The sequence below is a fragment of the Curvibacter sp. Hmag1.1 genome (assembly GCF_059769165.1).
On record NZ_JBMBGX010000002.1, the window covers coordinates 2,488,961 to 2,503,515 of the forward strand.

Consider the following 14,555-nt stretch of genomic DNA (forward strand, 5'->3'; position numbering starts at 1 on the left):
CATGAATTGAAAGAATACCGAAATGCTGACTTACTGCAAAAAATGCGTCATGCCCTCCACAAAGCCGGATCTGCACCTAGACGAAGAGGGGGTTTGCAATGCCTGCCGCAGTTTTGCCTCCCGCAAGGAAGTGGACTGGGTTGCGCGACGTACAGAACTCGAGGGTATTCTGCAGCGCTATCGGAGTGCGGACTCTTCCAACTGGGACTGCATCGTTCCGGTGTCGGGAGGAAAGGACAGCACCTTCCAAGTGGTGCAGGTGTTGAAGTTGGGCATGAATCCGCTGTGCGTCACTGCGTCGACTTGCGACCTGACGGATGTCGGACGGCGCAACATTGAAAACATCAAACGCCTCGGTGTGGACTGTATCGAAATGTCGCCCAATCCGTTGGTGCGGGCCAAGCTCAATCGAGTCGGTTTGCTTCAGGTCGGTGACATTTCTTGGCCTGAGCATGTGGGTATCTTCACGATACCGGTTCGGGCCGCCGTGCAGTTCAATGTGCCCTTAATTATCTGGGGTGAAAATTCACAGAATGAATATGGTGGCCCTGCTGCAGCGGCGGATAACAACGTTCTGGACCGACGTTGGCTGGAGGAGTTCGGCGGCCTGCTGGGTTTGCGGGTCGCCGATCTCATAGGTTTTGAGGGAATTACCCGCAGGGACTTGATTCCCTATATCTACCCGGACGATAGTGAACTAAAGCGTGTGGGAGTGACCGGTCTATTTCTAGGCCACTACGTACCTTGGGACGGCATGTCAAACGCGCTGATCGCCCAGGCCTATGGTTTTGAAGTGTCGCCCACGACCACCTTGGGTTCTATGGTCAACTATGAAAACCTGGACAACTACCAGACGGCCATACACGAGTACTTCAAGTTCATCAAGTTCGGCTTTGGCCGTGCGACCGACCATGCCTGTCTGCACATTCGTCGGGGTCGGCTTTCGCGTGACATGGGGCTTGAAATTGTCAAACGTCTCGATGGAAAGTTTCCGTGGGAGTATTTGGGCAAACCCTTGGCAGAGACGCTGCGCCCGTTGGACATCACGGTGGACGAGTTCATCAAGATCTGTGATCGCTTCACCAACAAGAAGATCTTTCAGCGCGACGCCAGCGGCGCATTACTGCGTGACCGCGACGGCAACCTGACCAAGATCAATAGCGACAACCCATGAGGGTAGGGGTCGTCGACTACGGCGTTGGAAATCTTGGTTCCATGCTGCGGACCCTTGAAGAATTGAGGGTGACACCTGTGCTGATCGAGCGGGCCACGGAGCTGCATACCGCCGACTGCCTGATCCTTCCCGGCGTGGGCAACTTTGCCGACTGCGCGCGGCTGCTACAGGAGGGGGGCTGGGTCTCTGCCTTGCATGACGAGGTGCTGGGCAAGCAGCGCCGCCTGCTGGGCGTGTGCGTCGGCATGCAATTGCTGGCGGATGCCAGCACAGAGGGCATGGTCGATGGCGGCGAGACGCCTGGCCTGGGCTTTGTTCCTGGCCGGGTGGTGCACCTGCGCAGCTTGGGGTGTGCGCTGCGGGTGCCGCACGTGGGCTGGAACGAAATCCGGCGCGGCGCCAAGGATGTACCCTTGCTGGCGGGCCTCCCGGAGCGGACCGATTTCTATTTCGTGCACAGCTATGCCTTTGTTCCGGCAGACCCCCTGCATGGGGTGGCCAGCACGGACTATGGCGTGCCCGTCACTGCCGTGGTTCGCCGCGACCATATCTGGGGCACACAGTTCCACCCAGAGAAAAGCTCGCGTGCGGGATACCGTGTGCTACGCAATTTCATATCGGGGCAAGAATGTTGAAGGTGCGGGTCATCCCCACTCTGCTGTGGAAACATTTCGGCTTGGTCAAGGGCGTGGGCTTTAATAGCTGGCGCAGGGTCGGGCCGGTATTGCCGGCGATCAAGGTCTACAACCAGCGTGAAGTTGACGAACTGGTGTTGGTGGACATTCTGGCCCATGGCCGCGGCGAGGAGCCTGACTACGAGTCCATCCATGAATTCGGCCAGGACTGTTTCGTACCCCTGACCGTGGGAGGCGGAATCACTCATATTGAGCAGGTGCAGCGCCTGCTGCGGGTGGGCGCCGACAAGGTCAGCCTCAACACTGCAGCCTATGCCCGCCCCGAATTAGTGTCTGATATCGCCCGTCGGCATGGGGTGCAGTGCGTAGTTGCCAGCATCGACGTGCGGCCCCGCGCGGGCGGTGGCTGGGATTGCTTCAGCCATGCTGGCACCCAACCCACCGGTCGGGACGTCGTGGCCTGGGCGCGCGAGCTGGAAGACCGCGGCGCGGGAGAAATCTTGGTGACTTCGATAGACTTGGACGGCAGCATGCGGGGCTACGACTTGGCGCTGGTGGCGGCCGTTGCGCAAGCGGTGAAGATCCCGGTCATCGCTTCCGGCGGTGCTGGCAACTACCAGCACATGGTGGACGCGGTGGTGCAGGCTGGTGCCGCAGCCGTGGCGGCGGCCAGCATTTTCCATTTTACCGAAATGACGCCGGCTGGCGCCAAGGCGGCGCTGGCCGAGGCCGGAGTGCCGGTGCGTCGCACTTTCGTGGCCCATGCAGCCAGCTGACGGCCCGGCACAGGGCGAGGCTGGCACGCCGCGCGTACTGGTGCTGACCGCCGACGAACGCTTCTGGCCGGACACGGGGGCGGTGCTATTCCTGGGCGAATGGTGCAAGCTGTATTCCCGCCGGGCGGTCTGGCAGGCCATGGATGCGGCCACCGTGCCGCATCCATGGCACGACTTTTCGCGCTTCAGCCAAGACTACGCTTACCTGAGGGGGCTTTACGACCGTCTGCTGCCGGCGCTAGCTGAGTGCCTGAACCGGTTGCATGCGTGCCAGCATGATGTCAGGTACTGGCAAATTCTTGTCGGGCCGTGGCTAGCCACATTTTTACATGTGGCATTCGAGCGCTGGACTGTACTGTCGACTGCGTTAACGAAATGGAATGTCAGTGATGTAGCCGCAGGAAGTTTTGAGTCCCTAGATCATGTGCCGCGGCACATGAACGATTTTCACGATCGTGTGGCTGGAGACGCATGGAATGGATTTCTTTTCTCTTCAATGCTGCGTTATCTCAGTGGCGCGCAAAAGCGCATGCAACAAAACCTGGCTCCAGATACAGTATGTGCTCAATCAATGCCGCCTTCTAGGCGCGGTGCTTTTGCTCTGAACCTCGTCAAGTTTGTTGGGCGTATGCTTGGGCGGCGTCAAGACCACTTCATGATTTCTACCTATGTGCCGCTTGAGCGTCTTGTGGGGATTCAATTGTGTTTAGGCCAGTTTCCGACGCGCTGGCAGTCGCCGACTTCGCCTGTTGTTGCTCCGGAAGAAGGGTGGCGAGGATGGCAAGTGAGTTTTGCAGCAGAAAACCAATTCGAAGGTTTCCTAGTTTCGATGTTTCATCAGCAATTGCCTACTGTGTTTTGCGAAGGGTATGCGGCTTTGCAATCGGTCGTCCAGCAAATGCCTTGGCCGGTTGCTCCGAGTTCCATTTTTACCAGTAATGCGCTCTGGGGCGACGAGGTTGTGATGGAGTACACCGCCAGCCAAGTGGAAAAAGGTGCTCGACTTTTATATGGTCAGCACGGCGGGTTGTATGGCGTTGGTGCATTTAGTTGGGCAGAGGAACATGAGCGTTCAATTGCGGATAGATATTTGACTTGGGGGTGGTCTGAATCGCCGAAGCAAAAATTTGCACCTGTTGGATATTTCAAGCGCCAACTTGTGCGGGCGGGGCGCAAAGGCAAACAAACAGATTTGGTTCTGGTCTGCTATGACTACCCAAGATATACCCATCGCCTAGATTCAGAAGCCATGGTAATGCTATCAGGGTACCTAGATAACTGCTTGAGCTTCGCCGAAGCGCTAGAGGGGGGCGCGCGCGATGAACTCTTGGTTAGGCTAACACCGCGCGAGCATGGTTGGTTTCAAGAATCGAGGTGGCGCGATCGCTTTGCGATGGTGCGAATAGACCGGGGTAGCCGAAGCATGGGCCAGTTGATGCTTGATGCGCGGCTGCTAATCTATACCTACAATTCAACCGGCTTAATCGAAGCGCTGGTCTCAAATAAGCCGTGTGTTATGTTCTGGGACCACTCTGTCAGCCGTCTACGCGGTTGTGCTGAGCCGGAGTTTACTGCCCTTAGGTCAGTTGGGATTCTTCATGAGTCACCCGAGAGTGCGGCGCGACATGTGTCTAGAGTGTGGTACGACGTTGCAGGGTGGTGGGATAGTGTCGAAGTGCAGTCTGCTGTTCAAATGTTTTCAAATCGCTTCTGCAGCGAGCCTAGCCAAGCCAGCTCAAATATTATCAAAGTTTTCGGGGCGGAACAATAACTAGGATAGATGCCATGAATTTCAAACTTGCACTGAAAAATCTAATTATCAAATTGTTTCGCGGCATGTCCGAGACCTTTATTGGGATATATGTTTATCCTCTATTTGCCCAAGTTGCAATGCAACGGGTTCAAGTCGCCCCTGGAGCGCAAGGGCTGCGCTTTCATGTGCCGAACTCTACAAATAGATACCGTTCCGAGACGTTTCTTACCAAGGAGCCGGAAACCCTGGAGTGGCTGGACCGTATTCCGCGCGGGAGCGTAGTGTGGGACATCGGTGCGAACGTAGGCCTCTATACCTGCTATGCCGCCGGAGTGCGCGGCTGCCGTGTTTTCGCCTTTGAGCCGTCCGTCCTGAATCTGGAATTGCTGGCGCGCAACGTCCATGTCAACGCGCTTTGCGAACAAGTGACCATCGTGCCCTTACCTCTTGCAGACCAGTTGTGCTTCAGCACCTTGAACATGTCGTCCATGGAGTGGGGCGGTGCCAAGTCGACGTTCAAAGAGGCGTATGGCCATGATGGCAAACAGATGGCCCCGGTTTTCAAGGTGCCGACCATTGGCCTGTCGATGGTGGATGCCGTCGAGCTGTTGAAGGTGCTGCAGCCGGACTACATCAAGATGGACGTGGACGGCATTGAGCATCTGATTCTTGGTGCCGGCGGTTATGTCTTGCGGGCTGCCAAGGAAATTCTGGTGGAAATCAATGATGAATTCCGCGAGCAGGCCGATCTGGCGCGCCAGTACCTGGAAGATGCGGGTTTCAAGCTGACTGAAAAGCGCCACGCATCGGAATTCGACGACTTGGAATCGAGTGCGTCGACTACTTACAATCAAATTTGGGTCAGGGCTGCCAATGCATAAGTTGCGGGTGGGAATCGCGGGTTACGGTGTAGTCGGCAAGCGGCGCCATGATTGCATTCGCAAGCGTTCGGATATGCAGGTGGTCGCGGTCTGCGATCGTGTTTTTTCTGGGGATGGGCAGCTGGCTGACGGCGTGCGCAGCTACTGCAGCTACCAAGACATCCTTAAGGAAGAGCTGGATGTGCTCTTTGTCTGCCTAACCAATGACATCGCGGCGGAGGTGACCATCGCCGGACTGGAGCGCGGGTTGCACGTCTTCTGCGAAAAGCCGCCCGGTCGCGATGTTGTCGATATCGAGCGAGTCATTCGCTGCGAACATGCGCGCCCGGGGCTCAAGCTGATGTACGGCTTCAACCACCGCTACCACGACTCAGTGGTTGAGGCGATGCGCATCGTGCGGTCCGGCGACATGGGCAAGGTCATCAGTTTGCGTGGTGTCTATGGCAAGTCCAAGCTAATTACCTTCAACCAGCCGGACTGGCGCGTGCGCCGCGAAGTCGCCGGCGGCGGAGTGCTGCTGGACCAGGGCATCCATATGGTGGACCTGATGCGGCTTTTCGCCGGCGAATTCACTGAAGTGCACAGCTTCATCTCGAACGGCCACTGGGGTTACGACGTGGAAGACAATGCCTATGCACTGATGCGATCCTCGGGTGGCGTCGTGGCAATGCTTAATTCCTCTGCAACGCAGTGGCGTCACCGCTTCAATCTAGATATCACGCTGGACCGCGGTAGCGTGATCCTAGGCGGCATCCTGTCCGGCTCCAAGAGCTATGGCGCAGAGACCCTGACCGTGGTGCGGGCTGACCCGGATCAGGACAATGGCGATCCGATGGAGCAGCTCACTCGCTACAACCGCGACCCGTCGTGGGACGAGGAAATTAACCGCTTTGCCGACTGCATCTTGCAGGGATCGCCTGTGGGCAGTGGATCTTCCGAAGACGCATTGAATACAATGAAGCTTGTGTACCGGATTTACTATGCAGACCCGCAGTGGCGAGCGCGGTATGCCATCGCCAACCCCGACGCAGTTACCCTATGAACAACATTGATCGATTCTTCTCGCGCGACGCCGCGGCGTTTACGCGCTCCTATTTCGAATACTTGGGTGAGGTGCTGCGCGGCATAGACCCTGACGCAGTGGCCCGCCTGGCCCAGACTCTGCTAGACGCGCGCGACAGCGGGGCTACGGTCTATTTCATCGGCAACGGCGGCAGCGCCGCCACGTCCAGCCACTTTGCCAACGACCTGTCGATTGGCACCAATTCCTACGACAAACCGTTTCGCGTGGTCAGCCTGACTGACAACCAGGCCATCATTACGGCCATCGGCAACGACTTCGGCTACGAAGACATTTTCGTGCGCCAGCTACAGGTGCTGGCGCGACCCGGCGACGTGGTGATCGGCGTCTCCGCCTCCGGCAATTCACCCAACCTGGTGAAGGCGTTTGAATACGCCCGCAGCCGCAGCATCAAGACCGTGGCCATTACCGCCTTTGACGGCGGCAAGCTCAAGGCCATGGCAGACGACGGTGTACACGTGCCGACTGCGCCCAAGGAATACGGCCCCGCTGAGGACGCGCACATGGTGCTTGACCACCTGTTGGGCGCCTATCTGATGCGCATGGTGAAAAGTGATTGACAGCCTGGCGGTCGCCGCAGGAGCAGGCTCAGCCCGACGGATACTGGTCACCGGCGCCACGCGGGGCATAGGCAAGGCCATTGCCCAAGAGTACCGCAAGACAGGCCACTTCCTGATCGGTGTTGGCACGTCTGCGATAGGGGCTGTGGACTGGCTGGATGAATACATCGTCAGCGATTTTTCTCGCATCGAAGCCATTGAGGATTGCGCTAGGCAGGTCCGCGCACTGCAGGTGGATGTCTTGGTAAACAACGCTGGCATCAACAAAAACCAGCCATTCGAAGAGATTTCCGCGCAGGATTTCCTGCAGATCCAGCAGATCAATGTGGTGGCGCCGCTGATGCTGTGCCAAGCTGTGCTGCCCGGCATGCGACAGCGCCGTTGGGGGCGGATCGTGAACCTCTCCTCCATTTGGGGCAAGATCAGCAAGGCGCACAGGGCTTCGTATTCGACCAGCAAATTTGGGCTGGACGGGATGACGGCCGCACTGGCTGCCGAGGTCGCTGCGGACGGCATTTTAGCCAACTGTGTGGCACCGGGCTTTACCGATACCGAGCTCACGCAGCGCATGCTGGGGGCGCAGGGCATTCGCGATCTGGTGGCGCAGGTCCCGTTGGGGCGGCTGGCTTCGGTCGAGGAAATTGCGCGCCTGGTCTGCTGGCTGGGCAGTGAACAGAATTCCTATGTGTCGGGACAGAACATAGCGATTGATGGGGGATTCACCCGTGTTTGAGCCGCTTCACATTCAGTCGCACAAGGGTATGTACAGTGCGGAATTCCTGACGGATGACTGGAGTGTGCTGGTCAATAGCGCGAAGGCTGGCACGCATTTTCTGGTCGACGCCCGGGTGGCGAAGCTGTACCGGGAGCAACTGGCCCCCGTGCTGCAGCGCACCACCACCATCCTTATCCATGCCACGGAAGACGCCAAAAGCTACGAGCAGGTCGGCAAAGTGATAGAGCAACTGGTTGCCAACGGTGTGCGCCGACAGCATACGCTGGTGGCCATCGGCGGCGGCATCGTTCAGGACATCACCTGTTTCATTTCCAGCACACTGCTGCGCGGTGTCCCATGGGAGTTTTTCCCGACCACATTGCTGTCCCAGGCGGACTCCTGCATAGGTTCGAAAAGCTCGATCAACCTGGGCGAGGTCAAGAACATCCTGGGCACCTTCAACCCGCCGCAACGGGTAGTGATCCTGACTGCATTTCTACAGACGCTGGACGAGCGGGACATGCGATCCGGCATTGGCGAAATGCTCAAGGTGCATACCATCGCGGGGCCTGCCGCCTATGACGAAATCGCGGCCAACTACGACGCGCTGCTGGCCGACCAGAAGGTGCTGCTGGGGTTTGTGCGCAAGGCCTTGCTGATCAAGCAGCACTACATCGAGGAAGACGAGTTTGACCGCGGCATCCGCAACATCTTCAACTATGGACACAGCTTTGGTCACGCCATCGAGTCGGCAACCCGGCATGCCATCCCCCACGGGATCGCGGTGACCATGGGCATGGATATTGCCAATTTCGTGGCCACGCGGCGCGCGCTGCTGGCCCCCGGGCATTTCGAGCGCATGCACCCGGTGCTTCAGAAAAACTACTCAGCCTTCCAGCACACGCCGATACCGCTGGACAAGCTGCTGTTGGCGCTGGGCAAGGACAAAAAGAACACCTCGGACCAATTGGGTCTCATCTTTCCGGTTGGCGAAAGTGCAACGGTGGAGCGTGTCTTCGTGACGCCGGATGACAGCTTCCGCGCGGATCTGCGCGCCTATTTTGAGGAAGTACTGGCATGAATGAAACTGACCTGGTCGGGGTCTGCTCGCGGTCCTTTTCCGCCAATCCCGTGCTGCGAGCAGAACTGCTGGCGCGCTATAAGAATGTCAAGTTCAATGATGCCGGTCGCTCCCTGGCCGGCGACAGCCTGGTGGAGTTTCTTGCAGATTGCGACAAGGCCATTACCGCGCTGGAAACCGTGGACGCGTCAGTCCTAGGCCGTCTGCCGCGGCTCAAGGTCATTGGCAAATATGGCGTCGGTCTGGACATGATCGATAAGGTCGCCATGCACCACTTAGGTAAGCGCCTGGGCTGGACGGGCGGTGTCAACAAGCGCTCGGTGTCCGAACTGGTCATCGCCTTCGCCATCTCGCTGCTGCGCCACGTGCCGGTGGTGAACCAAGAGGTGCGTTCGGGCGTTTGGCGGCAGACTGCCGGGGGGCTGCTGACCGGCCGCGTGGTGGGGGTGGTCGGCTGCGGCCACGTGGGCAAGGACCTGGTCAAACTTTTGCGTACCTTTGACTGCACGGTACTGGCGCACGATATCCTAGATTTTCCAGACTTCTACCGGGACCATCAGGTCATGCCGACATCGTTGGAAGAACTGCTGCACCGCTCTGATGTCGTGAGCCTGCATGTTCCGCTGGACGACAGCACGCAGGGGATGATTTCGGCCCAGCGCCTGGCCCTCATGAAGCCCGACGCGGTGCTCATCAACTTGGCGCGTGGCGGGCTGGTGGACGAGGCGGCGCTCAAGCACATGCTGCAAAACCGGCAACTGCTGGCCGCCGCGTTCGACGTGTTTGCCCAGGAGCCGCCGCAGGATACCGAATTGCTTAGTCTGCCCAATTTCTTGGCAACTCCGCATATTGGCGGCAGTGCGCGCGAAGCCATCCTGGCGATGGGGCGCTCTGCCATCGCCGGGCTGGACGAGCATTTCCCGCTGGATGCCGCGGGCCGCATGCTGGCTGGAGAAGCGGCATGACCATACGGCCTCGCCAGGCTTTGCTCAACCCGGATTTGGTGCGTCCGCACGCCTTGAACTCCGTACCGCGGAATCCCCGGGCGATCTGGCTGGACAAAAACGAAAACCTGGACCCCGAGTTGCTGGCGCTGACCCACAAGCTGCTGGGTCAGATTTCACCGGCGGCGCTCAGCAACTACCCGGAGGCGGGGCAGTTGTACCGCCGCCTGGGGCAATGGCTGGGCGTGGACCCGCAATGCCTGCTCCTGACACCGGGCAGTGATGGCGCCATCCGGCTGGCGTTCGAGGCCTTTGTGGAAACGGGCGACAGTGTGCTGCACACCCACCCGACATTTGCCATGTATCCGGTGTACTGCCAGATGTTTGGTGCAAAGGCGCATGCGATCGGTTATCTGGACGGTGCCGACGGTCCGCAACTGGATGTGCAGGCCCTGTTTGCAGCCATTCGCCGCGAGCGCCCCAAGCTGGTCTGCCTGCCCAATCCTGATAGCCCCACCGGAACCGTGCAAAGTCCGAAAGTGCTTGCAGAGTTGATGCGTGAATGCGAGCTGGCAGGCAGCGTGCTGCTGATCGACGAGGCCTATTACCCGTTTTATGCGTGGACGTCGGTGCCGTGGGTTGCGCAGTCCCCCAACCTGGTGGTGGTCCGGACTTTCGCCAAGGCATGGGGTGTGGCCGGCTTGCGCATCGGCTACCTCGTCGCGCAACCGCAAACCGCCGCGCTGCTGCACAAATTGCGGCCCATGTACGAGGTCAGCACGCTGGCCTCCGAATTCATGGAGCGCATGATGGACCATGTACCGGCCATGCAGCAGTCGGTAGAGCGCACGCTGCACGGCAAGGCCGAATTTGCGCAGCGGCTGGAGCGTCTAGGGCTGCGAGTGCTGCGGACCCATGGCAACTTCCTGCATGTGCACTTTGGCGACCATGCGAAACAGGTGCATGACGCGCTGCGCGGCCATGTGCTGTACCGGGAGAGTTTTTCGGTGCCGGGCTTGATCGGCTTCAGCCGCTTCAGCATGGCACCCCTGACGGTGCTTGCGCCTGTCATCGAACGTATCGAGCGTGTCTTGGGAGAGCTGTCGTGAGCAATGTACGGGTTGGAATCATAGGCTGCGGCCGCATCTCGGGCCACCATTGCCGGTCCATCGTCAATACCGCCGGTTCGGAGCTGGTGGCGGTGTGCGACCTAGACATTGCAAAAGCCAATGTCTACCGCGACGAATTCGGTGTGCCAGCATACGGCAACTACCACCATATGCTGCGGAAACATCCTAGCATTAATACGGTGGCCATCGTGACGCCGTCGGGCATGCATTTTGAGCATGCGCTGGAAGTGATGCAGCGCTATGGCAAGCATGTCATCGTGGAAAAGCCGACCTTCATGAAGCCGTCCCAAGTTCAGCAGGCCTATGCGGTGGCAAAGCAGGCCGGTGTGCGCATCTTCCCGGTGTTCCAGAACCGCCACAATCTGGCTGTGCAGCGCGTGCTGCGCGGCTTGCGCGACGGCGAGCTCGGTGCCCTGCGTTCGGCCGCGGTGCGTGTACGCTGGTGCCGTCCGCAGCGCTATTACGATCTGGCACCTTGGCGCGGCACCTACGCCATGGACGGCGGTTGCCTGACCAACCAAGGGGTGCACCACATTGACCTGCTGCGCAAGCTCGGCGGTGAGGTGCTTCGGGTGTGTTCCACCCACCGTACCTTCGGTGCGCAAATCGAGGTGGAAGACACGGCGACCGCCGTGTTTGAGTTTGGCAGCGGTGCCATCGGCAGCCTAGAAATCACCACTGCGGCGCGCCCAGTGGACTACGAAGCCAGCCTGTCGCTGGTGTGTGAAAACGGTTTGGCGCAGATTGGTGGCATTGCCGTCAACGAGTTGCAGATCTATACCCCCGAGCCCACCGCCTGCGCCAGCAGCTCGGAAGACTTTTCCGGCAATGTGTACGGTAACGGGCACCAGCAGATGTACGGCGAAATCGTCGCAGCATTGTCCGGTGGCGCCCCGTTTTCTGCCGAGTACGAGGATGTGCTGGCGTCGATGAAGCTGCTCAATGCCTTTTACCGTTCTGACGAGTGTGCCGGGTGGGTGCAAGTCAATGAGGGCGAGGAAAGTACCCGGTTAGGGCGCACGGACGAGGCGCTGGCGGGCTTGTACCGAAGCGCCGACGATTGATGATGCGCGGCTGGCGGCCCATGCAGCAGCGCCTGTGCACTATGGGTGCTGTGCTGCTGGTCGCCGCGCTTGCGGGCCTGGGCTTCTATGGCTGGAAGCAGTACCGGCTGGGGCAGTTGCAAGGGTATGAAGCAAGGCTGGAAGTCCCGCTGACGGCGCGTGCCGACATCATGCCGCTGTATTCCCGGTCCCCGTTTCGGGGTATCGAGATCGAGTTTCCCGTGGCCGACATTGCCGAACGGTATGTGCTGCGCGTCTGGGTCCCCAAGGAGCAGGACCCGGTGCAGGTCGAAGCCGAGCTGAAGCAATTCCTGGGGGCTTTCTATGCGAGTTCGCAGACGCGCATTGACATGCGCCTGTCGTCCATGGAGGTGGAACTCAGGGCGCTACAGGCGGAGCAGCATGCCAAGCTCTTTGAGGCAGACTACCTGCAGCGCAACTATGTGTCACTGCGCGCCCAGCGCATCGAGCAGTTGCAGGAGGATGCCAGAACGCTGGGAGCGGCCATGGAGTCCAAGCGGCATGTGCTGATGGCCGCCCAGGGTATCAACAGCGTATCCGTACAATCTTTTGCCGCGTTCGCCCCCCAGGCCGAGAGCAGGATACTGGCGTTACAGAGTCTGCTCGTGGCCCTGTTCGTCGCGTTGTTGCAGGTTTTGTGGCTGCAGCGCAAAACGCCACCCCATGCAGCGTTGTGACTGGCTCTTCGTCGGTGGGCAGTTGGCATTGCTGTTGGGGCTTGCCTTGCTACCCCATCAGGCCTTGTTGTATTCGCTCTTCAAGCTCACGCTGTTTGGCAAGAACGTCTGGCTGATGCTGCCCCTGGGCATCGCCGTAGCCGGTATGCTTGTTGTTGTCATCCGGGCCGGCGGCGCGCTGGCACGCAATCTGTTGCTGGTCTGCGCCATGCTGTGGATCGCCGGCATCTGGGCGGGGCTGTACTGGCCGGATGCCGGTGTGGCTGAGGTCGTGGTCAATACCCGGCCCCTCTTCCTTTTCCCGGCCGCGCTGTTGGCCGGGCTTGCGGCGTCCCGCGACGCATGCTTCCAGCGCTGGTTCCTCTGCCTGGTTCTGCTGCAGGGCGTAGTGCAGGCGCTGGTTGGGCTATTGCATGTCCATGTGTTTCCCCAGGTGGTGACGGGGACAGGTTCGTATGTGCGCGGGCTGGCCTACTTTGTGACGGAGGAGTGGGCATTGTTCACCAGTCGGGAAGCCGGAACGCTGGGAAATCCGTCTGCCTATGCCGAGATGATCAGCGTGGCCGGGTTCGCGGCCTGCTACCTCGTAGCCTTGCAAACGCGGCGCCTGGGGAGCCTGCCGACGTTGGCCGGTTGCCTAGGCTTGTGGTTGCTATTAGTGGCGGCGGTCGTCCCATCGCTGTCCCGGATGGCGATGGTGTACGTGTCCATGCCGTTTCTGGTGTTGCTGGCCACTCAGGTGGCACAAGCCACGCCAGAGACTCGCCGCCTGCTGCTGGTACTTGTCCCCGCGGTGCTTAGCGTCATGGTATTGGTCACGTTGTTGGGCTATCCCCAATTGCTGGACCGATATCGCCTAGAGGGGATGTATGGCCGGACGCAGAAGAATGTGCTACTGGCCAATGCACTGTTTTCCGACTGGAACTATTTTTTCTTTGGCGTGCCCGCCGAACTGCTCAAAAGCCTGCGCACACCCGAGGGCCTGGGGTTTGGCGACAACTCCTACCTGCGCTTGGCTGCGGCCACCGGAATTCCGCTGTTCTGTGCCTGGCTCGGATTGAATCTGCGAATCTGGCACCATGCTGGGCTGGGCCGGATGGCTCGTCCTGTATTGCAAAGGTTGCACTGGGTGTTGCTCAGCTATCTGCTCGTGCTGCTCTATCTTGGTGACGTATTATTTAACGATGGCTGGCTTTTGATGTGCGCCATGCTGCTGGCTGCTCGCCCACCGGAAGTCGCGGCTGAGGACCCGTTTACCCGCTAGGATTTCACTGAAAGGAATTCACAGATGACGAAGATTTATGGAATCGTGCCAGCGCGCATGGCCGCCTCGCGTTTTCCAGGCAAACCCATGTACCCCATCCTCGGCCGCCCGATGGTCGAGCACGTGTTCCTGCGCGCCGCGATGTACCAGGGCTGGTCCAAGCTGACGCTGGCGACATGCGACGACGAGATAGCCAACTTTGCCGCGTCAAAAGGCATTTCCTGCACCATGACCGGTTCCCACCATACCCGCGCGCTGGACCGCGTGGCCGAGGCGGTGCAACGGCTGGGCGAACCGGTGGCGGAGGATGACATCGTCGTCTGCGTACAGGGCGACGAACCCATGATGCGGCCGGACATGATCAACGTGGTCATCGAACCGCTGCTGCATGACGCCAGCAAGGCCGGGACGATCCTGGCGATGCACATCGTCGACAAGGACATCTGGACAAATCCGGATACCGTGAAGCTCGTCCACAACGCAACCGGCGAGGTGCTGTATACCTCACGCGCGCCGCTGCCCTACTGCAAGGGCGAGTTTTCGGCGGACCTGATGGCGCGCCGCATCTACGGGATTTTCGCCTTCCGCTGGAAGTACCTGAAGATGTTTACCGAGCACGCGGAGACTCGGCTTGAACAACTGGAGGCCTGCGACAGCAACCGGATCCTCGACATGAGTTTCCGTCAGCACATCGCGCCGTATCCCAACATCCAGTCCTATTCCGTTGACAGTCCCGGCGACATCGCGCTGGTGGAGAAGTACATGCAGGGCGATGCGCTGTGGGAAAGCTACAAATAGC

The 14,555-nt window shown here is 59.5% G+C and carries 15 protein-coding genes; all 15 read left to right on the forward strand.

What is annotated here, in order from left to right:
- The first annotated feature begins 22 nt into the window (after positions 1-22).
- Genes ACOAP0_RS12420 through ACOAP0_RS12490 form a run of 15 tightly spaced genes read left to right on the forward strand, consistent with a single transcriptional unit; the run spans position 23 to position 14,554 of the window.
- A complete protein-coding gene (locus tag ACOAP0_RS12420; protein WP_498376644.1) occupies positions 23-1,174 on the forward strand; it encodes an N-acetyl sugar amidotransferase in 1,152 nt (383 codons plus the stop codon).
- A complete protein-coding gene (gene hisH / locus ACOAP0_RS12425) occupies positions 1,171-1,809 on the forward strand; it encodes an imidazole glycerol phosphate synthase subunit HisH (RefSeq protein WP_498376645.1) in 639 nt (212 codons plus the stop codon). The genes ACOAP0_RS12420 and hisH overlap by 4 nt, the downstream gene beginning before the upstream one ends.
- On the forward strand, positions 1,803-2,585 hold the full coding sequence (hisF, locus tag ACOAP0_RS12430) for an imidazole glycerol phosphate synthase subunit HisF (protein WP_498376646.1): 783 nt from the start codon (positions 1,803-1,805) through the stop codon (positions 2,583-2,585). The genes hisH and hisF overlap by 7 nt, the downstream gene beginning before the upstream one ends.
- Positions 2,572-4,356: an LIC12162 family transferase gene (locus ACOAP0_RS12435; RefSeq protein ID WP_498376648.1), complete on the forward strand. Its 1,785-nt coding sequence runs from the start codon at positions 2,572-2,574 to the stop codon at positions 4,354-4,356. The genes hisF and ACOAP0_RS12435 overlap by 14 nt, the downstream gene beginning before the upstream one ends.
- Before the next feature lie 14 nt (positions 4,357-4,370).
- Complete coding sequence (locus ACOAP0_RS12440; RefSeq protein WP_498376650.1) at positions 4,371-5,219, forward strand: FkbM family methyltransferase; 849 nt, start codon at positions 4,371-4,373, stop codon at positions 5,217-5,219.
- On the forward strand, positions 5,212-6,261 hold the full coding sequence (locus tag ACOAP0_RS12445; RefSeq protein WP_498376651.1) for a Gfo/Idh/MocA family protein: 1,050 nt from the start codon (positions 5,212-5,214) through the stop codon (positions 6,259-6,261). The genes ACOAP0_RS12440 and ACOAP0_RS12445 overlap by 8 nt, the downstream gene beginning before the upstream one ends.
- Positions 6,258-6,860, forward strand: a complete 603-nt coding sequence (locus ACOAP0_RS12450) for an SIS domain-containing protein (RefSeq protein ID WP_498376652.1) — start codon at positions 6,258-6,260, stop codon at positions 6,858-6,860. Before ACOAP0_RS12445 ends, ACOAP0_RS12450 begins: the two co-directional genes overlap by 4 nt.
- Entirely contained in the window at positions 6,853-7,593 is a 741-nt protein-coding gene (locus tag ACOAP0_RS12455; RefSeq protein WP_498376653.1) for an SDR family NAD(P)-dependent oxidoreductase, read from the forward strand. The genes ACOAP0_RS12450 and ACOAP0_RS12455 overlap by 8 nt, the downstream gene beginning before the upstream one ends.
- Positions 7,586-8,656 carry an AroB-related putative sugar phosphate phospholyase (cyclizing) gene (locus ACOAP0_RS12460; RefSeq protein WP_498376654.1) on the forward strand — a complete coding sequence of 357 codons (1,071 nt, stop codon included), beginning with the start codon at positions 7,586-7,588 and terminating at the stop codon, positions 8,654-8,656. Before ACOAP0_RS12455 ends, ACOAP0_RS12460 begins: the two co-directional genes overlap by 8 nt.
- A complete protein-coding gene (locus tag ACOAP0_RS12465) occupies positions 8,653-9,621 on the forward strand; it encodes a phosphoglycerate dehydrogenase (protein WP_498391425.1) in 969 nt (322 codons plus the stop codon). Before ACOAP0_RS12460 ends, ACOAP0_RS12465 begins: the two co-directional genes overlap by 4 nt.
- Positions 9,618-10,709: a pyridoxal phosphate-dependent aminotransferase gene (locus ACOAP0_RS12470; RefSeq protein ID WP_498376656.1), complete on the forward strand. Its 1,092-nt coding sequence runs from the start codon at positions 9,618-9,620 to the stop codon at positions 10,707-10,709. Before ACOAP0_RS12465 ends, ACOAP0_RS12470 begins: the two co-directional genes overlap by 4 nt.
- Positions 10,706-11,794 (forward strand): Gfo/Idh/MocA family protein, encoded by a 1,089-nt coding sequence (locus tag ACOAP0_RS12475; protein WP_498376657.1) that lies wholly within the window; start codon positions 10,706-10,708, stop codon positions 11,792-11,794. Before ACOAP0_RS12470 ends, ACOAP0_RS12475 begins: the two co-directional genes overlap by 4 nt.
- 2 nt (positions 11,795-11,796) lie before the next feature.
- Positions 11,797-12,492, forward strand: coding sequence for a hypothetical protein (locus tag ACOAP0_RS12480; protein ID WP_498376658.1), 696 nt, complete (start codon positions 11,797-11,799; stop codon positions 12,490-12,492).
- Complete coding sequence (locus ACOAP0_RS12485; protein ID WP_498376659.1) at positions 12,479-13,756, forward strand: hypothetical protein; 1,278 nt, start codon at positions 12,479-12,481, stop codon at positions 13,754-13,756. The genes ACOAP0_RS12480 and ACOAP0_RS12485 overlap by 14 nt, the downstream gene beginning before the upstream one ends.
- Positions 13,757-13,780: 24 nt before the next feature.
- Positions 13,781-14,554 carry a 3-deoxy-manno-octulosonate cytidylyltransferase gene (locus ACOAP0_RS12490; protein WP_498376660.1) on the forward strand — a complete coding sequence of 258 codons (774 nt, stop codon included), beginning with the start codon at positions 13,781-13,783 and terminating at the stop codon, positions 14,552-14,554.
- Position 14,555: the final 1 nt, after the last annotated feature.

Coding starts and splice junctions, on each gene's coding strand:
- hisF (WP_498376646.1), top strand. CDS start 1,803: ATGTTGAAGGTGCGGGTCATCCCCACTCTGCTGTGGAAACATTTCGGC.
- ACOAP0_RS12490 (WP_498376660.1), top strand. CDS start 13,781: ATGACGAAGATTTATGGAATCGTGCCAGCGCGCATGGCCGCCTCGCGT.
- ACOAP0_RS12435 (WP_498376648.1), top strand. CDS start 2,572: ATGCAGCCAGCTGACGGCCCGGCACAGGGCGAGGCTGGCACGCCGCGC.
- ACOAP0_RS12420 (WP_498376644.1), top strand. CDS start 23: ATGCTGACTTACTGCAAAAAATGCGTCATGCCCTCCACAAAGCCGGAT.
- ACOAP0_RS12440 (WP_498376650.1), top strand. CDS start 4,371: ATGAATTTCAAACTTGCACTGAAAAATCTAATTATCAAATTGTTTCGC.
- hisH (WP_498376645.1), top strand. CDS start 1,171: ATGAGGGTAGGGGTCGTCGACTACGGCGTTGGAAATCTTGGTTCCATG.
- ACOAP0_RS12485 (WP_498376659.1), top strand. CDS start 12,479: ATGCAGCGTTGTGACTGGCTCTTCGTCGGTGGGCAGTTGGCATTGCTG.
- ACOAP0_RS12465 (WP_498391425.1), top strand. CDS start 8,653: ATGAATGAAACTGACCTGGTCGGGGTCTGCTCGCGGTCCTTTTCCGCC.
- ACOAP0_RS12470 (WP_498376656.1), top strand. CDS start 9,618: ATGACCATACGGCCTCGCCAGGCTTTGCTCAACCCGGATTTGGTGCGT.
- ACOAP0_RS12480 (WP_498376658.1), top strand. CDS start 11,797: ATGCGCGGCTGGCGGCCCATGCAGCAGCGCCTGTGCACTATGGGTGCT.
- ACOAP0_RS12445 (WP_498376651.1), top strand. CDS start 5,212: ATGCATAAGTTGCGGGTGGGAATCGCGGGTTACGGTGTAGTCGGCAAG.
- ACOAP0_RS12450 (WP_498376652.1), top strand. CDS start 6,258: ATGAACAACATTGATCGATTCTTCTCGCGCGACGCCGCGGCGTTTACG.